Consider the following 26115-nt stretch of genomic DNA (forward strand, 5'->3'; position numbering starts at 1 on the left):
CCTCAATCCTGAGTCAACTGTCGGTACAACTGCGGCAAGCGCAGCGGCAGTTGCTCGGGCTGGCGAATCAGGGTGTAGCCGTTGGCGCCGAACATGTACGGCAGGTAGTCCCCCGCTTCCCGGTCGATGGTAATGCAGAACGGTGTCAGCCCTTGGCGCCGGGCTTCCAGCACGGCCTGGCGGGTGTCCTCGACGCCGTAGCGGCCTTCGTAGAGGTCCAGGTCATTGGGTTTGCCGTCACTGATCAACAGCAACAGTTTTCGCCGCCGCTTGCACCCGGCCATACGTTGGGTGGCTTGGCGGATCGCGGCGCCCATGCGCGTGTAATAACCGGGCTTGAGGCCCTGGATCCGGCCGCGGGTCTGGTCGTCGTAGCGCTGGTTGAATGCCTTGAGCTCGTGCATCCGCACGCTCTGGCGGCGCAGGGAAGAAAACCCGTACAAGGCGAAATCATCCCCCAGCACAGACAGTGTTTCAGCGAACAGCAACAGACTGTCTCGGATCACATCGATGACCCGGTGCTCATCATTGAGGTGGGCATCGGTGGACATCGACAGGTCGGCCAGCAGCAGGCAGGCCAAGTCTCGGCGGGTCTGACGCTGGTCCAGGAACAGGCCGCGTTCGCTGCACTGCCCGTGTTGGCGCTCGACGTGAAAGTCCAGCCAGGCTTGCAGGTCCAGCTCCGAGCCTTGGGTCTGCTGGCGCAGCCATTGGCGATCGTTGCGCAGGTGCTCGAACTGGCGGCGCAAACGCTGGGCCGGTCCGCGCAGGCGTAACGGCAGTGGCTGGGGTTCGCAGTCGCGGGGAACATAGGTCTGCACGCTGACGAAATCCGCTTGCAAGCGTTGTTGGCGATAGTCCCACTCCGGCAGGCGAATGCCCTCGCCCAGCGGCAGGTCATCGACATCGGCCGGCGGCAGGTCCAGGTGCAGTTTCAGGCCGCCGCCCTTGCGCAAACGGGTCCGGGAAAGGGTCAGCTGATCGAGGTCTTCGGCGACGCGGGCGGCGTCCGGGTCTTCGCTGTCGTCCGACCAGCGATCCAGGTCCACGTGCTCGGTCCAACTGAACAGATTTTCCAGGCGCACGATCAGCAGGCCACCGTCGCGGCTGACGTCATCGATGCGCTCGGCGCGCTTGCGTCCACCTTGTTGCTCACCTGGCGGCGTCGCCAGGTATTGCTCCGACTCCTCCAGGTCCGCCGCCTGGGGAAGGGCCAGGTTTCGGGGCGGATACAGCCATAACGGCAACGGCCAGGCTGCCCGTTCGCTGCGCGGGAAATGCTCGACACTGCCCGGCTCGCGTAGCGCCTGGCACAAGGCTCGTTCCAGCGCGGCTTCGGCCGGAGCCAGCGATTCAGGATCGGGGCGCAGCGACAGGTGCGCTTCCACCAGTCGCCGGTAGCGCGGGCGCAGCGCCGGGTAGCGCTTCAACACCGCCAGGGTCCAGCGCTGATTGTCGCGGCCCCAATGGGTCATCGGCCCCGACTGCGCGGCCAGCAACGCCAGCCAGCGATACAGCTCCTCGTTCAGCCCCACATTGGGAAACGCCGCCAGACTCGCCGGCAAGCGCAGATTGTCGCCGTCGCACCATGCCAGCGGTACTTGTTTGCAGGTGCCGGCGATCTGCTGCAAGAGGTTGCGGCGCACTAGCAGCTCGCGGTCGCTGGCCGCTTCCACGCCCTGGTGACGAGCACCGCCAGTGGCGCGAAACAGCACTTGCAGCGAGCGTTGCCGGGACACCAACTCGACCCGCGCCTCGGGAAAATCGGCACTGGCCCGGCGCGTGATGAACCGGTGCCAGACACTGCCGACCCATTCTTCCAGCTCCAGGGTGAATGCCATGGTTATTTCCTCTTGAGCCGAACCCATTGTGGCGAGGGGATTTAGCGAAACGTCGCACCGCCCCGCTGGGGCGCGAAGCGGCCCCCTACATCCTGTCTGATACACCGCAGTAGCAGACATTTTGGGGCTGCTTCGCAGCCCAGCGGGGATAAATCCCCTCGCCACAAATGGGTCCGGATTAACAACTGTGATGACTTATGAAGGCACCACCGCCGCCGGCGCACGCAGGGCCGCGCGGCCACGTTGACGGAAGCTGAACAGGTAGCAGAGCAGCCCGGCCAGGAACCCGACGCCACTGACCAGTCGCGCCCAGAACAGCGGCTTCAAGTGATCCATCGTCGCCATGAACGGCAAGGCACTGCCATCCTCCATCCAACGCTGCAGCCAGACCTGGACAACACCGGCTGCGGTGAGGAACAAGGTGATCATCACCATGGACAGGGTCATCAGCCAGAAGCCCCAGATTTCCAGGCGCTGGGAGCGCTCGTCCGCGGCTTCACCCAAGCCGCGCAAGCGTGGCATGGCGTAGCTGATCAGGGTCATGACGATCATTGCGTAGGCACCGTAGAAAGCCAGGTGTCCGTGGGCTGCGGTCAGTTGCGAACCGTGGGTGTAGTAGTTGACCGGTGCCAGGGTGTGCAGGAATCCCCAGACGCCCGCACCGAAGAACGCGGTGACCGTGGTGCCCTTGGCCCACAAGGTCGCGGCGCGGTTCGGGTGCTGGCGACGGCGGTTTTTCACCATGCTGAAGGCGAACACAACCATTGCCAGGAACGGCAGCGGTTCCAGCGCCGAGAAGATCGAACCTACCCATAGCCAGACCTCGGGCGCGCCAATCCAGAAGAAGTGGTGACCGGTGCCGATGATGCCGGTGATCAGCGCCATGGCAATGATCACGTAGAGCCATTTTTCCACCACTTCGCGGTCCACGCCGGTGATCTTGATCAGGACGAAGGCAAGCATCGAACCCATGATCAGTTCCCAGACGCCTTCCACCCAAAGATGCACCACCCACCACCAGTAGAACTTGTCGCGCGCGAGGTTTTCCGGGTTATAGAAGGAGAACAGGAAGAACACCGCCAGGCCGATCAGCCCGGTCATCATCACCATGCTCACCGTGGTCTTGCGACCCTTGAGCATCGTCATGCCGATGTTGTAGAGGAATCCCAGGCACACCACCACGATGCCCATCTTGGTGATGGTCGGCTGCTCGAGGAACTCACGGCCCATGGTTGGCAGCAAGTCGTTGCCGGTGAACTTCGCCAGCGTCGCATACGGCACCGAGAGATAACCCAGGATCGTCGCCACACCTGCGGCGGCGAACACCCAGAACAGCACCAGCGCCAGTTTCGGGCTGTGCAGTTCACGGTCGGCCTCCTCCGGTATCAGGTAATACGCCGCGCCCATGAAGCCGAACAGCAGCCAGACGATCAGCAGGTTGGTGTGGACCATGCGGGCCACGTTGAAAGGGATCAGCGGGAACAGGAAGTCGCCGACCACGTATTGCAAACCCATGATCAAACCGAACAGCACCTGCCCCAGGAACAGCATCAGGGCAAACACGAAGTACGGTTTGGCGACGGCCTGCGAGGCGAATTTCAGATGCGGATTAGCCATGCTCATCTCTCAGCCCTCCTTGTTTGGCGGCCAGCCATTGGTGTTGATTTTCGAGCTCCATTTGAGGAACTCGGCGATGTCGTCGACTTCCTGCTCGCTCAGGTTGAACTGCGGCATGGCCCGCCGGCCCGGAACGTTCAGCGGCTGCATTTTCATCCAGGCTTGCAGGAACGGCTTGAAGGCTTCGTCGCCCCCGCGCCGGTTCACCACGTTGCCCAGCTCCGGCGCAAAATACGCGCCCTCGCCCAGCAGGGTGTGGCAGCCGATGCAGTTGTTGCGCTCCCAGACGCCCTTGCCGCGTATCACCGATTCCGTCAGTTGCGCCTGGTTGCTGCGCTCCGGAAAGGTCTGTTCCGTGTGGTAGGTCAGGGCCAGGAATATCAGGAAAAAGAAGATGCTTCCCCCGAAGTAAATATTCCTGGCCATGCCTTTGGTGAAGGTATCTGACATGGTCACTTCCTCATTGCTTGGCGTGACCATTCTAGGAACTGAGGGGTCGGAAACCGCTTGATGGCGATCAAGAATCTCCGATGGTTTTGGTGGGTTGTTCAATGGGCACCGCGATGATGGAGAACGGCTCTTGTGGCGAGGGAGCTTGCTCCCGCTGGGTTGCGAAGCAGCCCTAAAACCTGCTGGCGCGGTGCATCAGATGGATTGAGTTGCTGCAATTGGGGCTGCTGCGCAGCCCAGCGGGAGCAAGCTCCCTCGCCACGGGGGTTGCGTCGGGATTCAGAGGGCAGATGAGATGACGATCCCGATCACAACCGCCAGCACCACCGCCCAACTCAACACCAACCGCCGCCACAATCGCGGCGCATGGCGCAGTTCCATGAAGCCGTCGGCGATCAGCCAGGCCTTGGCCACCGCGACCGCCAGGATGGCGATTGACACCAGCCCGCTGGTGGCGACCTGGCCCAGCGCAACGGTGCCAGTGCTCAGCACCGCAAGCGTTATCCAACAGGCGATCAAGACATGGGAAGCCGACATGTGCACCTGCGCTCAACCGAGAATGTAGACAACCGGAAACAGCAACACCCACACCAGATCCACCATGTGCCAATACAGCACGCCGGACTCCAGGCCACTGCTTTGCCGAGTACCATAGCGCCGACGCCGGCAACCTTCGGCCAGCCACGCGAGGATCACCATGCCCAGCAGCACATGAAGGAAATGGAACGCGGTGAGAATCCAGTACAAGGTGAAGAAGGTGTTGTGCTCCATGCCCAGGCCGTTCGCCAGCAGATGGGCATACTCAGTGAGCTTGATCGCCACATAACCGCAGGCAAGCAACAACGCCCCACACAACAACAGCGCGGCTCGACGCGGCCGGTCCTGCCTGACTTTCTCTTGGGCCAGTGCGGCGAACAGGCCGGCGGTCAGCAGGCTGAGGGTCATCGCCAGGCCCGTGGACCGGTCCAGCAACTGCCGGCCTTCGCTGAACATCTGCGGGTGTAACACCTGGGCAACGGTGAACGCCAGGATCAGCAAGGCGAATACCGACAGTTCGGCGAGGATGAAAAACCACATCGCCAGATCCCCGGGCAACCGCCGGGACACGCCAGCGGTTTCAGCCGAAGTGGACATCGACCACATCCATCAACGCGGCAACGGTCTGCGGGTCGTCGCTCAAGGGTTCGGCCAGACACCCAAGGCAGGCTTGGCGCGGGTCCATGCCGGCACCGATCATGCGCGCGGTGAAAATCAGCAAACGGGTGGACGCGACTTCTTCCAAGTCATGCTGATCGAGCCGGCGCAGCGCTTGCCCCAGTCGCACCACCTGGGCGGCCAGAGCCATATCGACCCCAGCCTCGCGGGCGACGATCCGCTCTTCATCGGCAATCGCCGGATAACCAAAGCGCATCGCCACGAAACGTTGCCGCGTGCTGGGTTTCATGCCTTTGAGCAGGTTCTGGTAGCCGGGGTTATACGACACCACCAGCATAAACGACGGCGGTGCCTGCAATACCTCGCCGGTGCGCTCCAGATACAACTGCCGACGGTCGTCCGCCAGTGGGTGCAGCACCACCGCTGTGTCCTGACGCGCCTCGACCACTTCATCCAGATAACAAATGCCGCCCTCGCGCACTGCCCGGGTCAAGGGCCCGTCCTGCCACCAGGTGCCCTGGGCGCCGATCAAGTGACGGCCCACCAGGTCGGCGGCGCTCAGGTCGTCGTGGCAGGCCACGGTGTACAGCGGCAGTTTCAGCCGATGGGCCATGTACTGGACGAAACGGGTCTTGCCGCAACCGGTCGGCCCCTTGATCAGCACTGGCATGCCGTGATGCCAGGCCTGCTCGAACATCGCCTGCTCGTTGTCCTGGGGTTGATAGAAAGGTTCGTCCGGACGTGGGGCGGTAGAGATAGCGTTCATGGAAAGACCTGCTCAGACAACTCGATTGCCCATCACGCTACGAGGCCCTGCGACAACCTGGCAAGGCTTGCGGCCGGCAAACTTGATCGCCGTCAAGCGGTTAACCATCCCCCCGGCATAGCCTTGCATCGCACCAAGAATCTGCGCGCCGGACGACATTTGCAGGGCAGCGCGGGTCATGCCTGAGGAGAAATGGAATGCTGATCAGCCACAAAAAAACGTGGGCCCTGAGGGTGACGGCGCTGTGTACAGCGCTGGTTGCTCCCTACGCCTTCGCCGACCTACCCACCACGCCGGAGTCACCCCGGGTGGTCAAGACCGAAGGCGCGCCAGACCTGAGCCAGGCCGACTTCGACTCGGCCAAGGAAATCTACTTCCAGCGCTGCGCCGGTTGCCACGGCGTGCTTCGCAAGGGCGCCACCGGCAAGCCGCTGACACCCGACATCACCCAAGCGCGCGGCCAGCCCTACCTGGAAGCGCTGATCACTTACGGTTCGGCCGCCGGCATGCCGAACTGGGGCACCTCCAATGCCCTGACCAAAGACCAGATCACGGTCATGGCCAAGTTCATCCAGCACACCCCGCCAACGCCGCCGGAATGGGGCATGGCTGAAACCCTCAAGACCTGGAAAGTCTTGATCAAACCCGAGGACCGGCCAACCAGGCAGCTCAACAACCTCAATCTGCAAAACCTGTTTTCAGTCACCCTTCGCGACGACGGCAAGATTGCCTTGATCGACGGCGACAGCAAGAAAATCGTCAAGCTGATCGACACCGGTTACGCCGTGCACATCTCGCGCATCTCCGCGTCGGGGCGCTACCTGCTGGTGATCGGCCGGGACGCCAAGATCGACATGATCGACCTGTGGCCGAAGGAGCCGACCAAGGTCGCGGAAATCAAGGTGGGCATCGAGGCTCGCTCGGTGGAAACCTCCAAGTTCAAGGGCTACGAAGACAAGTACACGATTGCCGGTTCGTACTGGCCGCCGCAGTTCACGATCATGGACGGCGAGACCCTGGAGCCCAAGCAAATTGTCTCGACCCGGGGCATGACCGTCGACACCCAGCAATACCATCCCGAGCCTCGCGTCGCGGCCATCATCGCGTCCCACGAGTGGCCCGAGTTCATCGTCAACGTCAAGGAAACCGGCAAGGTGATGCTGGTCAACTACCAGGACATCAAGAACCTCACCATCACCAGCATCGATGCCGCGCCGTTCCTGCATGACGGCGGTTGGGACAGCAGCCATCGCTATTTCATGACGGCCGCCAACAACTCCAACAAGGTCGCGGTGATCGACTCCAGGGAGCGCAAGCTCACCGCCCTGGTGGACGTCGGCAAGACGCCGCATCCGGGGCGCGGCGCCAACTTCAATCACCCGCTCTATGGACCGGTCTGGGCCACCAGCCACTTGGGCGATGCCGGGGTTTCGCTGATCGGCACCGACCCGGTCAAGCACCCGCAATACGCCTGGAAACAGGTCGCTTCGCTCCAAGGCCAGGGCGGCGGTTCGCTGTTCATCAAGACCCACCCCGCATCGCGCCACCTGTATGTCGACACCACCCTCAGCCCCGACGCCAAGCTCAGCCAATCGGTGGCGGTGTTCAACATCGACAAGCTTGACGCTGGCTACACCGTGCTGCCGATTGCCGAGTACGCCGGCATCAAGAAAGGCGCATTGCGCGTGGTGCAACCGGAATACAACAAGGCTGGCGATGAGGTCTGGTTCTCGGTCTGGAGTGGCCAGGAAGACGAGTCGGCGCTGGTGGTGATCGACGACAAGACCCTCAAGGTCAAGAACGTGATCAAGGACAAGCGCCTGATCACCCCGACCGGAAAATTCAACGTCTACAACACCCAACACGACATCTATTGAGCCCCATCAATAAGAGGAAAAACCATGAAGCCTATTCTGATCGCACTGGCCTTGACCGCCGCCTACAGCCTGCCGGCGTTGGCACAGGACGGCCCGACGCTGTTCAAGAGTAAACCTTGCGCGGCCTGCCATTCCATCGACACCAAGGTGGTGGGTCCGGCGCTCAAGGACGTCGCGGCGAAAAACGCCGGCGTCGCTGGGGCCGAGGCGGTACTGGCCAAACACATCAAGGAAGGCACGCAAGGCAACTGGGGGCCGATGCCGATGCCAGCCAACCCGGTGACGGAAGAGGAAGCCAATATCCTGGCTGCGTGGGTCTTGACCCTCAAGTAATCACATGACCCGTGGCGAGGGAGCTTGCTCCCTCGCCACGAAAGCGGTGCAATTTCATTCAGGAGGACGTCATGGAACGACACAGCTTCACCACCTCGATCACTGCCCTCCTCCTGCTTATCCCCGCCTGCGCGCTGGCCACTCCCGATCATCAGCGCCAGGCCCAGCTTCAACATCTTCTGGACCAGGACTGCGGTGCCTGCCACGGCCTGTACCTGACCGGAGGCCTCGGCCCGCCGCTGACCCGCGAAGCCCTGGCGGGAAAATCCCGCGACAGCCTCATCGCCACCGTCACCCTGGGCCGCCCCGGCAGTGCCATGCCCGGCTGGGCAGCGCTGTTGCCCCCCGACGACATCCGTTGGCTGGTGGACCGGCTCCTTCAAGGAAAACCTGCCTCATGATTCGCTCCCTGCTTTCTTCTCTGGCCATCGCCCTGTCGCTGGTCGCTTGCACGCAGGCACCACTGCGCGGCACCGGCGACTTGGGCGTGGTGGTGGAACGCGCCACCGGCAGCCTGCAGATCATCGAAAGCGACACCCGCTCCACACTTGCCCGCGTGGAGGGCCTGGGCGATTTGTCCCACGCCTCGGTGGTGTTCTCCAGGGATCAACGCTACGCCTTCGTATTCGGCCGCGATGGTGGCTTGAGCAAAGTCGATCTGCTGACGGCCCGCATCGACCGACGCATCATCCAGGGCGGCAACAGCATCGGCGGGGCGATCAGCCAGGACGGCAAGCTGATCGCCGTTTCCAACTACGAGCCCGGCGGCGTCAAGGTGTTCGATGCCCGGACTCTGGAACAAGTGGCTGACATTCCCGCTACGCCCCTGCCGGATGCGGGTAAACGCTCACGTGTCGTGGGACTGGTGGACGCGCCGGGCCAGCGCTTCGTGTTCAGCCTGTTCGACACCGGCGAAATCTGGACGGCTGACTTCAGTAACGGCGTCGTACCGCAAATCGAACGCTTCACCGGCATCGGCCAACAACCCTATGACGCGCTGATCACCCCGGACGGGCGCTATTACATGGCCGGGCTGTTTGGCGAAGACGGCATGGCGCAGCTCGATCTCTGGCATCCGGAACGCGGCGTGAAACGGGTACTGGGGCATTATGGACGCGGCCAGGCCAGGTTGCCGGTGTACAAGATGCCGCATCTGGAAGGCTGGGCCATGGCTGATCAGCAAGCGTTCGTGCCCGCCGTCGGCCATCACCAAGTGCTGGTGATGGACACCACCTGGCAGCAAGTCGATGCCATCGCCGTCGCCGGCCAGCCGGTCTTTGTCACGGCGCGACCGGATGGACGCCAGCTCTGGGTCAACTTCGCCTACCCCGACAACGACCGCGTGCAGGTCATCGACACCCAGACCCACGCCATCGTCGCCGACCTGCGGCCAGGGGTTGGCGTGCTGCACATGGAGTTCACCGCACGCGGCGATCAATTGTGGTTGTCCGTACGCGATGGCGGCGAGGTGCAGGCCTGGGATCCCTACCGGCTCGAACGGCTCACTGCGTTACCGTCCCTGAGCCCCAGCGGGATTTTTTTCAGCAGCCGTGCGCACAAGGCGGGCTACTGACATGACCCAAAGCCCGCTTGCCCGTCGCCTGATCGATCGATTCCAGCATGGCATGCCGGTGTGCGCCGAGCCCTATCGGGTCATGGCCCAGACCCTGGGTTGCAGCGAGGCGCAGGTCCTGGAATGCCTCCAGCATCTGCAACTGGCCGGCACCTTGTCGCGCGTCGGCCCGGTGTTCGAACACACCCGGGCCGGCGCAAGCACCCTCGCCGCCTTCGCCGTACCGCAGGAGCGATTGCAACAGGTGGCGGAACGCGTCAACCAGTACCCGGAAGTCAATCACAACTACGCACGCGAACATCGCTACAACCTCTGGTTCGTGCTGACCGGCCCAACCCGTGCTCACCTGGACAGCATCCTCCAGGAACTGGAGCAGGACACCGGCCTCACGCCGCTGGATTTGCCCATGCTCACCGCCTACCGCATCGACCTGGGCTTTGCCCTGGAGGCCACCCCATGAACACCGCCCTGACCGAGTCTCAATCCCTGGCGCTGCGCCGCCTGCTGGAAACCGGCTTGCCCCTGACCCCGCGCCCGTTCCAGGCCTTGGCCGAACAGATCGAAGCCAGCGAGCCTCTGGTGCTGGAGCAAATGCGCCAATGGAACGAACAGGGTCTGTTTCGCCGCGTCGGCCTCGTGGTCAACCACCGGGCGTTGGGGTTTTCCGCCAACGCCATGCTGGTGCTGGACGTGCCGGACGCCCTGGTCGATGAAGTCGGGCGACGCCTGGGCCAAGCCCCTGGCATCAGCCTGTGTTATCAACGACCACGGCGCCTGCCGCAGTGGCAATACAACCTGTTCTGCATGATCCACGGGCGCCAGCGGGACCGTGTCGAGGCCCAGGTCCAAGCGCTGCTCCAGGAACATCTGCTGGACGACCTGCCCCATCAGTTGCTGTTCAGTACCCATCTGTTCAAGCAGTGCGGTGGACGCTTCGCCGCACCTGCCGGAGCCGCCATTGATGGATGACCTCGACCGGCGCCTGATCAACCGCCTGCAACTGGGCCTGCCGCTGGTGCGCCAGCCCTGGGAACACTTGGCCGGCGAACTGGAAAGCAGCAGTGCTGAATTGCTCGACCGTCTGCACGAATTGCTCAACGACGGCGTCCTTACCCGATTCGGCCCGATGTTCGATATCGAGCGTTTGGGCGGCGCTTTCACCCTGGCCGCCCTGGCGGTGCCGGAACCGCGTTTCGACACCATCGCCGACCTGCTCGCCGACATGCCCGAAGTGGCCCACAACTACCGCCGCGAGCACGCCTGGAACATGTGGTTCGTACTCGCTTGCCCCAGCGAACAGGCGATTGCCGAGACCCTGCTGCGCATCGAGCGCCTGACCGGCCTGGTGCCGCTGAACCTGCCCAAGGAGGAGACCTACCATGTCGGTTTGTATTTCCCGGTCTGAAACGTTGCCCCTGGAGCAAACGCCGTTGGCCCTGCGCCTGGTCGAACTGACCCAGGCCGGCCTGCCGCTGCTCGAAGATCCCTGGGCCTGGCTGGCCGAGCAATTGGGCCTGAGCGTCGAGTCCACTCTAGACCTGCTCAAGCGCCTGCAGGCCGAAGGGGCGATCCGCCGCATCGCCGCGGTGCCCAATCACTATCGCCTGGGCTACCGCCACAACGGCATGACGGTCTGGGACGTGGCTGACGCCGACATGCCGCGCCTGGGTGCGCTGTTGGGCGCGCAGCCCTTCGTCAGTCATTGCTACCGCCGACCGCGCCGGCCCGGCTGGCGCTACAACCTGTTCGCCATGGTGCATGGCCGCAGCCGCGAGGAAATCGACAGTTACCGCGATCACTTGCGCTACCTGCTGGGGGAGGCCTGCGCCGCCGACGACATGCTGGTGAGCAGCCGCATCCTGAAAAAAACCGGCCTGCGCCTGTCGCCCCCCTCGCGCTGAACCGGCACATCGATCGAAGGAGCGTTGTATGTTAAGGATCAGCCATTACCTGCGTGCACTGGCCGGGCAATGCCCCGCCCCACGCGTCGCGCCGCCGGGCAGCAGTCGCCCGCCGGTGGTGATCTGGAACCTGCTCAGGCGTTGCAACCTGACCTGCAAGCACTGCTACGCGACGTCGGCCGACAGTGTTTTTCGCGATGAACTGGACACCGCCGCAGCGCTCCAGGTCATCGATGACCTGCATGACGCCGGGGTACGTGTGTTGATCCTGTCTGGCGGCGAACCATTACTGCGCGAAGACCTGTTCCAGCTCAACGCCCATGCCCGCGCCAAAGGTTTCTTTATTGCCCTGTCCACCAACGGCACGCTGATCGACGCCTCGAACATAGAGCAGATAACGGCGGCGAATTTCGACTACGTCGGCATCAGTATCGACGGCCTGGAAACGACTCACGATCAATTCCGCCAGCTCAAGGGCAGTTTCGCCCGTTCCATGGCGGCCATCCGGCTCTGCCGCGAGCGAGGGATCCGGGTCGGGCTGCGTACCACCCTCACTCAGCAGAACCATCCCCAGTTGCCTCGGTTGCTGGACCTGATGGATGAATACGATGTGCAGAAATTCTATCTGTCGCATCTGAACTACAGCGGTCGCGGCAGGCGCAGTCGCAAGCTCGATGCCCAGCAGCAGATGAGTCGCGAGGCGATGACGTTGATCTTCGAGCGCGCGTGGGCGGACGTCGAGCAAGGGCGCGACAGCGATTTCGTCAGCGGCAACAACGATGCCGACGCGATCCTGTTGCTGCAGTGGGTATCCCGGCGCCTCCCTCAGCAATACCCCGCACTGGAGCAGATGCTACGGGCCTGGGGCGGCAACGCTTCGGGCAGCGGCATCGCCAACATCGACAATACCGGTGAGGTCCACCCCGACACGTACTGGTGGCAGCACTCGGTGGGAAACGTGCGCCGAACGCCCTTCAAGGCACTCTGGCTGGAGCACCCCGACGCCCTTCTCTTGAAGCTGCGCGAACATCCACGCGCCGTGGGTGGACGCTGCGGCCAGTGCCGTTGGTTGAGTATCTGCAACGGCAACACCCGCACCCGCGCCTGGGCCGATGGCGATTTGTGGGGCCAGGACCCGGGGTGTCACCTGAGCGATGACGAAATCGGCTTGCAGGCGATTCCCAACGTTGCGCTGTACCCATTAGCCCGATAACCCGACGGCGAATCTGATGACGAAACAAGGAAGCCCTATGCCTGCCTCCATCGCTTTGCCCGCTGCCCTGCAATCACCGTTCAGACCGGGTGAAGTCGCCCTGGTCGGCGCAGGCCCCGGCGATCCGGGCCTGCTGACGCTACGCGCCTGGAGCCTGCTGATGCAGGCTGACGCGGTGGTCTACGACCGCTTGATCAGCCAACAACTGCTGGGCCTGGTCCCACTGACGTGCGCCCGGCATTACGTCGGCAAAGCCGCCGGTTGCCATAGTCTGCCGCAGGCGCAGATCAACGAGCTGTTGGCCGACCTCGCGGACCAGGGCCAACGGGTGGTCCGTCTCAAGGGCGGCGACCCGTTCATTTTTGGCCGGGGCGCCGAAGAGCTGGAATATCTTTTATTCCGGGGAATCGATTGCCAGGTGGTGCCTGGCATCACCGCCGCGGCCGGGTGCAGTGCCTACGCCGGTATTCCGCTGACCCATCGCGACCTGGTCAATTCCTGTCGTTTCATCACCGGCCACTTGCAGCGCGAAGGCGAGTTGGACCTGCCGTGGCGAAGCCTGGCCGACGACAGCCAGACGCTGGTGTTCTACATGGGGTTGTCGAACCTGGGCCTCATCGCCGAGCGGTTGGTGGAGGCCGGGCTGCCGGCCGATACCCCTGCGGCGTTGATCAGCAACGGCACGCGCCCCGACCAGCAGGTGCTGCGAGGCACGCTTTCACATCTGCCGGAGATGGCTCGGGGATGCGCCGAGGGCCTGCCGACATTGACGGTGATCGGCAAGGTGGTCGGTTTGTTTGCCCATCAGCCAGTACAGCATCCGGCACGTATTCATCCGCTGCCACAGCCGACAACCCACGCCTCGAAGGTGGCGTCATGAGAGGTTGGTGGTTCACGTCGCTACTCATGGTCGGCGCGGCTCATGGCGAGGTCATGGACCCGCCGGACCTGGCGTTGGCCGAGCGCAATTATCAGCAGCATTGCCAGCAATGCCACGGCGTCAATCGCATCGGCGGCGCCGGGCCTGCACTGTTGCCGCAAAGCTTGAGCCGGATCAAACCCGATGAAATCCGCCGCGTCATTGAAAACGGCCGTCCCGCCAGCCAGATGGCCTCGTTCGGCGGAATGCTGGACGGCGCGCAGATCGATGGCCTGACTCACTATCTCCAGCGCGCGCCCGCCGTCGAACCGACTTGGAGCGAAGATGACACGCGCCATAGCCATCGCCTGCTGGCGAATGTCGCGAGCTTGCCCACTGCACCTCAGCACAGCGCCGACCCGCTGAACCTATTCGTGGTGGTGGAGGCTGGTGATCATCATGTCGACATCATCGACGGCGATCGTTTCGAAGTCCTGGCGCGCTTCGCCTCGCATTTTGCCGTGCATGGCGGGCCGAAGTTTTCGCCGGACGGACGCTTCGTCTATTTCGCCTCCCGGGACGGCTGGATCAGCCTGTACGACCTGCACAACCTCAAACTGATCGCCGAAGTCCGGGCCGGGCTCAATACTCGTAACCTGGCGGTGAGCAAGGACGGGCGCTGGGTGCTGGTGGGCAACACCTTGCCCGGCAATCTGGTGGTGCTGGATGCCCGCGACCTGTCACCGGTCAAGACTATTGCAACAGTGGGGCTGGACGGCCAGGGCTCGCGAGTCAGCGCGGTGTATACCGCGCCGCCGCGCAACAGCTTCATCGTCGCCTTGAAAGACGTCAAGGAGGTCTGGGAGCTGTCCACCGGGCCGAACCCGGACTTCGTGCCGAGGCGTATCGAGGCCGAGGATTACCTGGATGATTTTTCCTTCTCGCCCGATTATCGGCAACTGCTCGCCACGTCGCGCAAGGCCAAGGGCGGGCAAGTCATCGACCTCGACACCGGGCATGTGGTGAAGGACATCGCATTGCCGGGGATGCCGCACCTGGGCTCGGGCACTTATTGGAGGCGCGATGGGCACTGGGTGTTCGCCACGCCCAATATCAGCAAAGGGCTGATTTCGGTGATTGACTTCGACACTTGGAAAGTCATCAAGCAGATCCCCACCCTGGGGCCGGGCTTCTTCCTGCGCAGCCATGCCAACTCGCGCTATGCCTGGACCGACGTGTTCTTCGGCCCGGACAACGATGCCATCCACCTGATCGACAAACAAACCCTGGAAATCGCCCACACCCTGCGCCCAATGCCCGGCAAAACCGCCGCCCATGTCGAATTCACCCGCGACGGCCGCTACCTGCTGCTGAGCATCTGGGACACCGACGGCGCACTGATCGTCTACGACAGCAACACCCTGAAGGAGGTCAAGCGCCTGCCGATGAACAAGCCGTCCGGCAAGTACAACGTGGGCAACAAGATCGAGTTTGCCGAAGGCACCTCGCACTGACCGCTCTCCTGGAGGACTGCTCTCGCTGGGTTGCGCAGCGACCCCAAAAAGGCTGGACGCGATCGATCGTTCCCACGCTCCTGCGTGGGAATGTCGCCAGGGACGCTCCGCGTTCCGCTTTCGGAAGGTGACGCAGAGCGTCACGGGATGCATTCCCACGCAGAGCGGGGGGAACGATCAAACGCGGTCAACCTGCCCCACCTCAGTGGCTGAGCCAAGGGACTGCTGCGCAGTCCAGCGGGAGCAAGCTCCCTCGCCACAAAAGCGGTGTCGGTCTATGTATCCCAAGACAATCGAAATCCCTGTGGTGATCAGTGGCTCATTGGCGACATGGCGGTGGCTTGCCCCAACAGCTTCTGGTCGATGTCGTCCAGGCGCAGGACTTTGCCGCCCGTCTCGCTGGCAAGCTTTTGAGCGGCCTTGGGGTCGGAGAACGAGGCCAGGACGACGCCCATGGCACCCTCGAGGCCGGAGCCGATGACAAAATAAGCGGTCCGGGCGTCGATCAGGTGAGCATCGTCCGGCGTGTTCCAATGGCTGCGACCCATGTCGTGGACATACAGCTCGACATCGTCGCGGTGGTTTTCTGGCTGCAGCCACCAGCCGAGCATTTCCGCTGGCGAGCAGAACTTTTTCGTCCCGCTGGCGCCGACAGCCGCGCCCTTGGGCCCTGGAAAATCAGTGATGACCATGCCGCACACATGGCATTCATCAGCAGGATGGAACGCCAGCGCCGCCTCGGCGGCAGGTGGCGATTGAGCCTTGTCGCAGGCCACCAGCGCCAGGCATACGAGCACCCCAGCCAGTACACGGCTCGCCTTGAAATAAACCCCGTTCATCACATGCTTCCTTCATCAAGATCAGAAACTCATGGGCACCGGCGATTGAACAGCCGATAGGCCAACCACAACGGCATCACCAACCACAGCCCCAGGCACAGCCACAGCAGCGGGCCGGCAACCGGCAAATCGCTGCCCAGCGTCAACACGCTCGCGCCGCTGGAGCCGGTGTCGAACCCGGACACATTGATCAGCCGATACACATCGGTCGGGTTCAACAGCAGCAACCAGGGCAGCAGCTCCGGGCTGAAGCGACCTTCGCTCAGCACCAACAGCGCCAGCAGCACCAGGTCGAACACCAACACGAAGAAAAACCACACGCCCAGCGCCAGCCCGGCCGCGGTGGATTTTTCCGCCGACAGGCAACTCAACACGTAGGCCAATCCGAGGAATACCCACCCCAGCAGCGTGCTGGACAACATGAAACGACCGAAGGCCCAGAGCAGCAGACTCAGCTCCACATCGTCCACCAACACGGCAATCGCCAACATTGCGCAGCCGAAACCGATCAAGGTCGCCAGGGCCAGGATCAGGCCATGACCGACAAACTTGCCCAGCAGCAATTGCCCGCGCCCCAACGGATAAGTGAGCAACAACAGCAACGTGCCGCTTTCGTCCTCGCCGACAATCGCGTCATAGGCCAGCAACAACGCGATCAAGGGCATCAGGAACGTCGCCAGGCTGGCCAGGCTCGCCACCGTCGCCGGCACCGAAGTGAAACCCAATTGGCCGGACGCCGCGGCGCCCAGCCAGGCAATGCCGATCGCCAGTACCGCGAACAACAGGCTGATCGCCAACAGCCAGCGATTGCGCAGCCCATCGCTGAATTCCTTGCGGGCCATGTTCCAGATCGGGTTCATTGGCTGGCCTCCTCGGCCGCTGCACGGGCCATGTAATGACGGTACAAATCCTCCAGCGACGGCGGCTTGATCTCGACATCGGTCGGGTCATCCTGGGCCAATAACTGGCGCAGCAATTTGAGCTTGCTGCCGTCTGGGGCAGACACCTGGACCCCTTCGGCGCCCCAGCCTTGGGTGGCGTGCCCTTCGCTGCGCCAATGCTGTCGCAGCCAATCGGCTCGTGACAGGCCCGAGGCGCGGATCAGCGTCGGCAGCCCCGCGTCCTCCCGCAACCTTGCCAGGCTGCCCAGGGCCAACAGCCGTCCACGGGTGAGAATCGCGGCGCGGTTGATGTGCGCTTCCACGCCCGGCAAGACGTGAGAGCAAAGGATGATGCTGGTGCCCTGCCAGCGCAGGCGATCGAGCAACTGATAAAGATCCTGGGTGGCGATGGGGTCCAGGCCCACGGTCGGTTCGTCGAGCAATAGCAGGCGCGGTTGGCCGAGCAAGGCTTGCGCCAGGCCCAGGCGTTGGCGCATGCCCTTGGAATAAGTGCGCACGCGCCGTTGGGCGGCGCCCGCCAGTCCCACTTCCGCCAACAGCCGCTCGACCTGTTCCGGCGCCGCGCCTTTGAGCCGGGCAAAGTGCTGCAAGGTCTCGCGCCCGCTCAACTGCGGATAGAACATGACGTTTTCCGGCAGGTAGCCGAGCATCCGCCGCACGTTCGGGTCACTCGGCTCGCGGCCAAAGACCCGTACCTGGCCTTCGCTGGCGCGCAACAAACCGAGTATCAGCTTCATGGTGGTGGTCTTGCCCGCGCCGTTGTGCCCGAACAGCCCGAGCACTTCGCCCTGGGCCAGGGTCAGGTCAAGCCCATGCAGCACGGCGACGTCGCCGTAACGCTGGTTGACGCCTTCGATTTCGACGATGTTCAAGACGCGTCCTCCTGGGCAATATTGCGTTGAGGGGGTTGGCTGGGCACCTGCATCAACGGATGGCTGTCCATCACCCCGGGAGATTTCATCACCGGAAACGCCCGCTGCACCCAGCGCAACACTTCCACGCCTGGACTGTTCATCAACAGGCGAACCTGCGGGTACAGCCACAGCAGCCGGTCGACGTTGTCGTTGGGTTCATAAGCCACGTCCCCCAACCCGTCGCCGTTGCGATCCCAGCCCAAGTAGTCGCTCCAGTAATTGCCGCGCCCTTCCTGCGACCATTCCTGCAGGCGCGTGGCGACGTATTTGACTTGGCGCTGGTTGTGGACGAAGGCATTGCCGGCGATGCGGTTGTCCTCCGAGCCTGCGGTGAGGTGGATGCCCACCGCGCTGCGCTCGAAATGATTGCCCTCTATGCGGTTGAACAACGAGTTGTAGATGAACAGCGCCTTGCCCTCGGCGCCGGTGATCATGGTGTCGCCGGTGGACCCGTCGCGCACGTCGGTGACGAAGTTGTCGCGCAGGGTGGAATAAGTGATGTAGTTCATCAGGATCCCGTAGTTCTGGTCCTGCTCGGAGCGGTTGCCGATCACAGTCAAATGGCGGCTCTGCATCAGGGCATAGCCGGTGCGGGTGCGCCGGGTGATGTTGTCCAACAGTTGGTTGTCGTTGGCGAACATGTAATGCACCCCGTAGCGCAGGTCCTCCAGGGTGTTGCCCTGGAGTAGGTTGCCGTTGGAGGTGTCGATGTAGATGCCGTCACGGGTGTCGCGAACGTGGTTGCCGATGACCCGGGCACCGCGCACCGCGTACAGGTGAATGCCATTGCCACGGTCCTGGGAACGCAAACCTGGATCGCCCTGGATGCGGTTGTCGATCAGGCTGACGTCCCGCGTGCCATCAACCCAGATGCCGAAGCCCTGGCCCTGCATGCGGTTCGCCCGCACCACCGCGCCTTGGCCGGCAGGCTGGATGAACACGGCGGCGTTCATGGCCGTCAGGTCATGGCCCCAATCCAGGAACGTGCAGCCCCGGACTTCGACGTTCGGCGCGCGAATGATCAACCCATTGCCCTCGCCCTGCCCCTGGAATACCGCATCGGGCGCACAGATGAGCGTCATGGGTTGATCGATGCTGAAAGAACCCAGGTACTGGCCCGCGGGCAGGCGCCATTGCTGGTCGCCCTCGGCCTGCAACGGCAAGTCGGTGATCGGCTGCGGCGAACCCAGTGCGCCGCCCGACAACAGGCAAAGCACCAGCGCAATGACCGGTCGATCAACCTTCGGGTACTGCGTATTCCCGGTCATTGCGCCTGTCTCCTCATTGAGCCGACTCAGGCCTTTTCAACCAACATGCGCCCGACCATTTCCATGTGCAGGGCATGGCAGAACCAGCTGCAGTAGTACCAATGCAGGCCGGCCTTGTCGGCGATGAAGGTGATCGACGACGTCTGTTGCGGGCTGATCTCCATGCTGACGCCGTGGTTGGTCATGACGAAACCGTGGGACACGTCCTCGATCTGGTCGATGTTGGTGATCGTCACCGTCACCTCGTTGCCTTGCTTGACGGTGAACTCCGTCAGGCCATAGGCCGGTGCCATGGACGTCATGTAGACCCGCACCTGGTTGCCGTCGCGGATGACCTTGTTGTCGGTTTCCAGATTGATGCCATCCTTCTTCGCCAGCTCCACGGTGCCCGCGAAAAACGGATCATTGCGGCTCCAGATTTTCTGAGTCTTGATCTGGTCGCGCCGGGCGAGGATGCAGTCATGGGGTTCGGCGAACGCCGGGCCGTCGTGCACCAGTTTCATTTCTTCGCCGGAGATATCGATCAACTGGTCGTTTTCCGGGTGCAACGGCCCGGTCGGCAGGAAACGGTCCTTGGAGAACTTGCACAGCACCACCAGCCACTTGCCGTCCGCCTCGCTGGTTTCGGTGAGCGAGGCATGGTTGTGCCCGGGTTGATACTGCACGTCGAGTTTCTGCTTGATGTAGTTGACCTTCTCGCCCTTGTAGGCGCGGACGGCCTCTTCCATGTTCCACTTCACCACCTGGCTGTCGATGAACAGCGTGGTGTACGCGTTGCCGCGCCCGTCGAAGGTCGTGTGCAGCGGCCCGAGGCCCAATTCCGGCTCGGCGACGATCACTTCCCGCGGGTCCTTGTAGCGGTCGTTGAACAGGTCATCCAGGCGGTCGATGGCGATCATCGAGACCGTCGGCGAGAGTTTGCCGTTGGCGATGAAATACTTGCCGTCCGAGGAAGTGTTGAGGCCATGGGGGTTCTTCGGCACTGGAATATAACGGGTGAATTCGCTGTCCTTGCCGTTGACCTTGCGCCCGTCCACCACCGGCACTTTGGAACCGTCCAGGGTGATGAACTTGCCGGCCTTGATCGCCGCCTCGATGCGCGGGATGTTGTAGACCACCACCCAGTCGCGCTCATTGCGCATCATGCCGCCCAGGTCGTAGGCCTTCTCGGAGTTGTAGCAGGTACTGGCGGCGTATTTGCCGGTGTAGTCGGCGTCGGTGTTGTCCAGGTTGCCGTCGACGATGACCTGGAAGGCCATCTCCATTTTCTCGGCGTCGATGGCGTTGAACATCGTGAAGCTGTTCTTGTCTTGGAGGTCGAACGTGCTGCCGTCGTTGGGATGAGGGATGACGAATTCGCCATTGGCGAATACGTATTTGGTGTGCGGGACCTTTTGCAGGCGCAGGCCGTGGATAGCCTGGACGTTGGGCACGGTGAGGATCTTGTCGCACTTCATGATATCCAGGCGAATGCGCGCGACCCGGGAGTTGGCCTTGTCATTGATGAACAGGTATTTGCCGTCGTACTTGCCGTCGGTCATGGAGATGTGCGGATGGTGGCAGTCACCGTTCTGGTACTTGGCGCTGTCCCCCAGGATGCGCTTGCTCTCGTTGGTCAGGCCCCACCCCGTGGCCGAGTCGACGTTGAACACCGGGATACGCATCAGCTCGCGCATCGACGGTACGCCCAGCACCCGCACCTCGCCTTGGTGGCCGCCACTCCAAAAGCCGTAGTATTCGTCCAGCTCCCCGGGCCCGACGTGGACCTTGGACTTGGCTTCCTTGGCGGCCGCCGCCCAGGACTCTCGGGTGAATGTCCCCGCCCCCAATGCGGTGGCGCCGGCCAGCACCGCGCCGGTGACCGCGCCGGTGCCGAGAAAACTGCGGCGGCTGACGCCCCTGGGCTCTTGCACTGCGTCAGGCGTTGGGAGTTTTTTATCGCTCATGCTGTGTGTGCTCCGTGAAGAATGAAAGGGTCAGGGCCAGGTCGTCCGCAGCGCTCAGGGCGTCGGATCCACCTGCACCACGGGGATCCGTTGCGGGTCAGTGGCCGTCGCCTTGCTGCGCTTCTTGCGCTTGTTGATCAACGGCGGGCATTTGTTTTCGTTGTGCCAGGTCATCTGGCAGTCGAGGCAGTAATGGCATTCATTGGCGTTGATCCGGCCATCAGGGTGGATCGCCTGGATCTCGCATTCCTTGGCGCACAGCTGGCAAGGGTTGCCGCATTCCTTGCGGCGCTTGAGCCAATCGAACAGTCGCAAACGGGTCGGCATCGCCAGGGCCGCGCCCAGCGGGCAGACGTAGCGGCAATAGACTTTGCGGGTGAACAGGTTGATGACCAGCAGCCCCGCCGCGTACGCGACGAACCACCACTGGCGGTCGAACTTGAGGGTGATGGCGGTCTTGAACGGCTCCACTTCGGCCAGCCGCTCGGCGCCGGACATCGATTCCAGCGAGACGCCGAACAGCACCAGCAAAATGATGTATTTGATCGCCCACAGCCGTTCATGGACGGCGAATGGCAGCTCGTATTGCGGCACCTTGAACTTGCGCGCCAGCTCGTTGATCAGCTCTTGCAGCGCGCCGAACGGGCAGAGCCAACCACAGAACACGCCGCGCCCCCAGAGCAGGATGCTGGCGGCGGTAAACACCCACAGGATGAAAATCAGCGGATCGCTGAGGAACAGCTCCCAACGGAAGTCTTCGAACAGGGCATGGATGAAGGTCAGCACGTTGACCACCGACAACTGCGCCAGCGCAAAGCCGCCCAGGAACACCACGGTGAATGCCAGGTAAGCGCGACGCACCCAGTGCAGCAGCGCCGGCCGCCGGGCCAATGAGTCTTGGAAAAACAGGATCGCTGTCAGCACCAGCAAGGCCGCCCCGAGCGCCGAAATCTCGACGCTTTTCTGATACCAGAGGGTCAGCCACATCGGCCGGCTGGCCTCCTCGGCTGCCGCCAGTTGCTCGGGAGTGGGCAGCGGCCGTTCCAGGTAAGGCTCGGGCAGTTGGTAGCTCAACTCGAAACTGCTGAAGGTGCCGCTGACCGGCCCGGTCTGGCGACGCACCAGCAGCTCCAGGCTCCAAGGCGCGCCGGGGTCGAAACGGTGGGAGGCGCGGATAATGAAAATCGCCATTTCATCGAAGTCCGGCATGTCATCCATCGCCACGTCATTCAGGCGTTGGAAATCCAGGTCGCGAAAGCTGATGGTGTCGCCGGACTGGCGTAACTGCACGCGGTCGAAAATGCCGCCACGCACGTAGCCCGAACCCTTGAAGGAATAGCGACCGCTGCCCATCACCGCGATCGCCTGTTCGCCCGGTTTGAGTTCGGTCATCAACGTGCGGTACTGCGTCTCGCCCAGCAGGTTGCGGCCGATGGTGGGCGCGTTCAGGTGCGTGACGTAGAGGTCGATGAACGTGTCATTGACTTGCTCGCCGCTGGCGGTTTCAACCTGCTCGGCTTCGGTGCCTTTGAATGATGCATCGACCTGGCTACGAGTCAGGTGCAGGCGCCGGATCGCGCCGTTGCCGGTCAAGGTCGTCCAATCGGCAGGCTGGAAAATATCGCTACGCACCCGCGCGGGGGCAAGGGCCAGCCCTGCATCACCCTTGACCAATCCCAGGGACACCGCCACGTCGTGGGCCGCGCGCATGATGACTTCGTTGACCACCATGGCGGTCACGGTAGCGCCAGCGATGGCATCGACTGTCACCGCACTCGGATCGCTGGAATGCCCCACTACGACGCGCCGGTTGACGTTGATGCCGCTGTAGCGCGCGCTGAAGGCGTGGAGTTTTTCTTCAGCTATGCCGATCAGCAGGATCGGTTCATGGTGTTCCAACACGTAGGCGTCGAGAATCACCCCGGCGGGATCGAGGATCACCTGTACGTTGATTGGCTTGCCGGAGTACGCCGGAATGTCCACCACATCCAGGCTCTGGAAGACGTAACCCAGGACCTTGCCGGCGGTGGAGAGCTTGCGAACCTTGAATGGGCCTTCGGGCCCGGAAGTCGAGTCGACCTGACCCAGGACGTGGTGGATGCGCTGTTGCTGGATGTCACCGTAGTCCTTGGCCTGGACGATTCCCGCAAACATCAGCAGTACAACAAACAGCCCGGGGAGCCAGGAGCGGGATGGGTGCAACATCACAAAGGGACGGGTCATGAGCGCCAGGGCTTGAAGACAGGATCTTGGCGATCATTGTGGGGGCCGTCCCTTGCCTGGGCCCTTGATTGAAATCAACTTGCGGCGGTTATCATTGCTCCACCGCATTGCACCGACGCACACAAGGAACGCTCAATGCCCGCTCGCACCAGCCCCGAATCAACCGCTTCATTGCCTGCAAGTACCGGGTTCGTCCGGGTGCGAGGCGCCCGCGAACACAACCTCAAGAATGTCGACGTCGACATCCCTCGCGATGCACTCGTGGTGTTCACCGGCGTGTCGGGTTCCGGCAAGTCGTCACTGGCTTTCTCCACGCTTTATGCCGAAGCCCAGCGGCGCTATTTCGAATCGGTCGCGCCCTACGCGCGGCGCCTGATCGACCAGGTGGGCGTGCCGGACGTGGACAGCATCGAAGGCCTGCCGCCAGCGGTGGCCTTGCAGCAGCAACGCGGCACGCCCAGCGCGCGCTCCTCGGTGGGCAGCGTCACCACCTTGTCGAGCCTGATCCGCATGCTCTATTCCCGCGCCGGCAGCTACCCGGCCGACCAGCCGATGCTGTATGCCGAAGACTTCTCGCCCAACACGCCGCAGGGTGCTTGCGCGCAATGCCACGGCTTGGGACGGGTCTATGAGGTGACCGAAGCGTCCATGGTGCCCGATCCTTCGTTGACCATCCGCGAACGCGCGGTGGCGGCCTGGCCGATGGCGTGGCAAGGCCAGAACCTGCGGGATATCCTGGTGACCCTGGGTTATGACGTCGATATTCCCTGGCGCGACCTGCCAAAGAAACAGCGCGACTGGATCCTGTTCACCGAAGAAACGCCGACCGTCCCGGTGTACGCCGGGCTCACCCCGGCCCAGACCCGCGAAGCGCTCAAGCGCAAGCTCGAACCCAGCTACCAGGGCACCTTCAGCGGCGCCCGGCGCTACCTGCTGCACACCTTCATGCATTCGCAAAGCGCCCAGATGCGCAAGCGCGTGGCCCAATACATGCGCGCCAGCCCCTGCCCGGTGTGCGAGGGCAAACGCCTCAAGCGCCAGGCACTGACGGTGACGTTCGCCGGCCTGGACATCGCCGAACTGTCGCACCTGCCATTGCTGGAATTGGCCGAAGTGCTCAAGGGTGTCGCCGCGCCCGACTACCTGCGTCAGCCTGAAGAACCCAGCGACGTCCTCAGCCACCGCCAGACCCGTGAAGCCCGCGAGCAACGTGCCGCCCGGGGCGAAAATCCCCACGCGGGCGGACCGGACGCGCGCCACACACCCAACCTGTCCCTGGAAAAACGCCTGGCCGCCCAGCGCATCGCCGCCGAGCTGTTGGAGCGGATCACCACGCTGATCGACCTCGGCCTCGGCTACCTGGCCTTGGAGCGCAGCACGCCGACGCTGTCCTCCGGTGAACTGCAGCGCCTGCGCCTGGCCACCCAGCTCAACTCCCAGTTGTTCGGGGTGATCTACGTGCTGGATGAACCCTCCGCCGGCTTGCACCCAGCCGACAGCGAAGCGTTGTTCGGCGCCTTGCAGCGCCTGAAGGCGGCGGGCAATTCGGTGTTCGTGGTCGAGCACGACCTGGACACCATGCGCCGCGCCGACTGGCTCATCGACGTCGGTCCCGATGCGGGTGAGCAAGGCGGAAAAATCCTCTACAGCGGGCCACCTGAAGGCCTTGGCCAAGTGCCTGAGTCCCGGACCCGCGCCTATCTTTTCTCGGACAGCCTTGCCGCCGCGCGCCCCCCGCGTGAACCCAAGGGCTGGTTGCGCCTTGAAGGCATCACCCGCAACAACCTCGAGAACCTGAGCGCGGCCTTTCCCCTCGGCTGTTTCACGGCGGTGACCGGCATTTCGGGCTCAGGTAAATCCAGCCTCGTCAGCCAGGCCTTGCTTGACCTGATAGGCGCTCACCTGGGCCAGGCCGGCCCCACCGCCGAGACCGATGAACAAAGCCTGGAAGACGAACCCGTGCAAACCAGTGGCGGCCATGTCACCGCCGGGCTCGATGCGATCAAGCGACTGGTGCAGGTCGACCAGAAACCCATCGGCCGCACGCCTCGCTCCAACCTCGCCACCTACACCGGACTGTTCGACTACGTGCGCAAACTCTTCGCCGCTACCGAACAGGCAACAGCGCTGGGATTCGATGCCGGACGGTTTTCGTTCAACGTCGCCAAAGGCCGCTGCGAAACCTGTGAAGGCGAAGGTTTCGTCAGCGTGGAATTGTTGTTCATGCCAAGCGTGTACGCCCCCTGCCCTACGTGCCATGGCGCCCGCTACAACCCGCAGACCCTGGAGGTGATCTGGCAGGGCTTGAACATCGCCCAAGTGCTGCAACTGACCGTGGACCAGGCGCTCGAGGTCTTCGCCGGCCAAGCATCGGCGCGGCGCTCGTTGCAAGTGCTGCATGACATTGGCCTGGGCTATCTGCGCCTCGGCCAACCGGCCACCGAACTGTCTGGCGGCGAGGCCCAGCGGATCAAACTGGCAACGGAACTGCAACGCAAGGCCCGGGGCGCGACGCTATATGTGCTGGACGAGCCCACCAACGGCTTGCATCCCCAGGACGTCGATCGCTTGCTGGTGCAATTGAACCGTCTGGTGGACGAAGGCCACAGCGTGGTGGTGGTCGAGCATGACATGCGCGTCGTGGCCCAGAGCGACTGGGTCATCGACATCGGCCCGGGTGCGGGGACGCAAGGTGGCAAAGTCGTGGTCTGCGGCACACCGGAGGCGGTCGCGGCGTGTCGGGAAAGCCGCACGGCACCGTTTCTGGCGAGGGCTTTGCAGCCGAAACACTGAACCGTGGCGAGGGAGCGGCCGCCGCGTCTTCGGCGCTGCGCTGTCGCGCAGGGAACTGGAGCGACGTCTACGAGATGTCGGTTTTTTGATCGTTCCCACGCTCTGCGTGGGAATGCATCCCGTGACGCTCT

Annotated in this window: 24 protein-coding genes; 12 read left to right on the plus strand and 12 right to left on the minus strand. The window is 63.2% G+C overall.

Going from position 1 to position 26115, the window contains the following annotated elements:
• Window positions 1-2: 2 nt before the first annotated feature.
• From HU742_RS13370 to HU742_RS13395, 6 genes are all read right to left on the minus strand, one after another.
• Window positions 3-1841: a nitric oxide reductase activation protein NorD gene (locus tag HU742_RS13370; RefSeq protein ID WP_186642786.1), complete on the minus strand. Its 1839-nt coding sequence runs from the start codon at window positions 1839-1841 to the stop codon at window positions 3-5.
• A 195-nt stretch (window positions 1842-2036) separates the two neighbouring features.
• Window positions 2037-3464, minus strand: a complete 1428-nt coding sequence (locus HU742_RS13375) for a cbb3-type cytochrome c oxidase subunit I (RefSeq protein ID WP_186632777.1) — start codon at window positions 3462-3464, stop codon at window positions 2037-2039.
• Between the two features lie 3 nt (window positions 3465-3467).
• A complete protein-coding gene (locus HU742_RS13380) occupies window positions 3468-3908 on the minus strand; it encodes a c-type cytochrome (protein WP_003202495.1) in 441 nt (146 codons plus the stop codon).
• A 279-nt stretch (window positions 3909-4187) separates the two neighbouring features.
• Window positions 4188-4445: a cytochrome C oxidase subunit IV family protein gene (locus HU742_RS13385; protein WP_186642787.1), complete on the minus strand. Its 258-nt coding sequence runs from the start codon at window positions 4443-4445 to the stop codon at window positions 4188-4190.
• 12 nt (window positions 4446-4457) lie between these two features.
• Window positions 4458-5042, minus strand: a complete 585-nt coding sequence (locus HU742_RS13390) for a cytochrome c oxidase subunit 3 family protein (RefSeq protein WP_186642788.1) — start codon at window positions 5040-5042, stop codon at window positions 4458-4460.
• Window positions 5026-5829 carry a CbbQ/NirQ/NorQ/GpvN family protein gene (locus HU742_RS13395; protein ID WP_186632786.1) on the minus strand — a complete coding sequence of 268 codons (804 nt, stop codon included), beginning with the start codon at window positions 5827-5829 and terminating at the stop codon, window positions 5026-5028. Before HU742_RS13395 ends, HU742_RS13390 begins: the two co-directional genes overlap by 17 nt.
• 197 nt (window positions 5830-6026) lie before the next feature.
• Here HU742_RS13395 and nirS point away from each other — a divergent pair, with 197 nt between their 5' ends.
• From nirS to HU742_RS13450, 11 genes are all read left to right on the plus strand, one after another.
• Window positions 6027-7706, plus strand: coding sequence for a nitrite reductase (gene nirS, locus HU742_RS13400; RefSeq protein WP_186642789.1), 1680 nt, complete (start codon window positions 6027-6029; stop codon window positions 7704-7706).
• 24 nt (window positions 7707-7730) lie between these two features.
• On the plus strand, window positions 7731-8039 hold the full coding sequence (locus HU742_RS13405; RefSeq protein WP_186642790.1) for a c-type cytochrome: 309 nt from the start codon (window positions 7731-7733) through the stop codon (window positions 8037-8039).
• Between the two features lie 71 nt (window positions 8040-8110).
• A complete protein-coding gene (locus tag HU742_RS13410; protein ID WP_186632795.1) occupies window positions 8111-8440 on the plus strand; it encodes a c-type cytochrome in 330 nt (109 codons plus the stop codon).
• A complete protein-coding gene (locus HU742_RS13415) occupies window positions 8437-9612 on the plus strand; it encodes a cytochrome D1 domain-containing protein (protein WP_186632798.1) in 1176 nt (391 codons plus the stop codon). Before HU742_RS13410 ends, HU742_RS13415 begins: the two co-directional genes overlap by 4 nt.
• A 1-nt stretch (window position 9613) precedes the next feature.
• Window positions 9614-10072, plus strand: coding sequence for an Lrp/AsnC family transcriptional regulator (locus tag HU742_RS13420; RefSeq protein ID WP_186632801.1), 459 nt, complete (start codon window positions 9614-9616; stop codon window positions 10070-10072).
• Window positions 10069-10581 carry a siroheme decarboxylase subunit beta gene (gene ahbB, locus HU742_RS13425; protein ID WP_186642791.1) on the plus strand — a complete coding sequence of 171 codons (513 nt, stop codon included), beginning with the start codon at window positions 10069-10071 and terminating at the stop codon, window positions 10579-10581. Before HU742_RS13420 ends, ahbB (HU742_RS13425) begins: the two co-directional genes overlap by 4 nt.
• A complete protein-coding gene (locus HU742_RS13430) occupies window positions 10574-11017 on the plus strand; it encodes an Lrp/AsnC family transcriptional regulator (RefSeq protein ID WP_186632806.1) in 444 nt (147 codons plus the stop codon). Before ahbB (HU742_RS13425) ends, HU742_RS13430 begins: the two co-directional genes overlap by 8 nt.
• On the plus strand, window positions 10992-11513 hold the full coding sequence (gene ahbB / locus HU742_RS13435; protein WP_186632809.1) for a siroheme decarboxylase subunit beta: 522 nt from the start codon (window positions 10992-10994) through the stop codon (window positions 11511-11513). The genes HU742_RS13430 and ahbB (HU742_RS13435) overlap by 26 nt, the downstream gene beginning before the upstream one ends.
• Before the next feature lie 28 nt (window positions 11514-11541).
• On the plus strand, window positions 11542-12726 hold the full coding sequence (nirJ, locus tag HU742_RS13440; protein WP_186632812.1) for a heme d1 biosynthesis radical SAM protein NirJ: 1185 nt from the start codon (window positions 11542-11544) through the stop codon (window positions 12724-12726).
• Between the two features lie 37 nt (window positions 12727-12763).
• Window positions 12764-13606, plus strand: a complete 843-nt coding sequence (gene cobA / locus HU742_RS13445; protein WP_186632815.1) for a uroporphyrinogen-III C-methyltransferase — start codon at window positions 12764-12766, stop codon at window positions 13604-13606.
• Window positions 13603-15099 (plus strand): nitrite reductase, encoded by a 1497-nt coding sequence (locus HU742_RS13450; RefSeq protein ID WP_186632818.1) that lies wholly within the window; start codon window positions 13603-13605, stop codon window positions 15097-15099. Before cobA ends, HU742_RS13450 begins: the two co-directional genes overlap by 4 nt.
• A 311-nt stretch (window positions 15100-15410) precedes the next feature.
• Here the strand turns inward: HU742_RS13450 and HU742_RS13455 are convergent, their stop codons facing one another.
• From HU742_RS13455 to nosR, 6 genes are read right to left on the minus strand one after another with little or no spacing between them, the layout of a single operon-like run.
• Window positions 15411-15938 (minus strand): nitrous oxide reductase accessory protein NosL, encoded by a 528-nt coding sequence (locus HU742_RS13455; RefSeq protein ID WP_186642792.1) that lies wholly within the window; start codon window positions 15936-15938, stop codon window positions 15411-15413.
• A 29-nt stretch (window positions 15939-15967) separates the two neighbouring features.
• On the minus strand, window positions 15968-16798 hold the full coding sequence (locus tag HU742_RS13460) for an ABC transporter permease (protein WP_186632822.1): 831 nt from the start codon (window positions 16796-16798) through the stop codon (window positions 15968-15970).
• Window positions 16795-17712, minus strand: a complete 918-nt coding sequence (locus tag HU742_RS13465) for an ABC transporter ATP-binding protein (RefSeq protein ID WP_186642793.1) — start codon at window positions 17710-17712, stop codon at window positions 16795-16797. Before HU742_RS13465 ends, HU742_RS13460 begins: the two co-directional genes overlap by 4 nt.
• Entirely contained in the window at window positions 17709-19022 is a 1314-nt protein-coding gene (locus HU742_RS13470) for a nitrous oxide reductase family maturation protein NosD (RefSeq protein WP_186642794.1), read from the minus strand. Before HU742_RS13470 ends, HU742_RS13465 begins: the two co-directional genes overlap by 4 nt.
• A gap of 26 nt (window positions 19023-19048) precedes the next feature.
• Window positions 19049-20968, minus strand: a complete 1920-nt coding sequence (gene nosZ / locus HU742_RS13475) for a TAT-dependent nitrous-oxide reductase (RefSeq protein ID WP_186642795.1) — start codon at window positions 20966-20968, stop codon at window positions 19049-19051.
• 54 nt (window positions 20969-21022) lie between these two features.
• Complete coding sequence (nosR, locus tag HU742_RS13480; RefSeq protein ID WP_186642962.1) at window positions 21023-23173, minus strand: transcriptional regulator NosR; 2151 nt, start codon at window positions 23171-23173, stop codon at window positions 21023-21025.
• 153 nt (window positions 23174-23326) lie between these two features.
• Between nosR and HU742_RS13485 the strand changes: the two genes are divergently transcribed.
• A complete protein-coding gene (locus HU742_RS13485; protein WP_186642796.1) occupies window positions 23327-25984 on the plus strand; it encodes an excinuclease ABC subunit UvrA in 2658 nt (885 codons plus the stop codon).
• Window positions 25985-26115 lie beyond the last annotated feature (131 nt).

The sequence above is a fragment of the Pseudomonas marvdashtae genome (assembly GCF_014268655.2).
Taxonomy (GTDB): Bacteria; Pseudomonadota; Gammaproteobacteria; order Pseudomonadales; family Pseudomonadaceae; genus Aquipseudomonas; species Aquipseudomonas marvdashtae.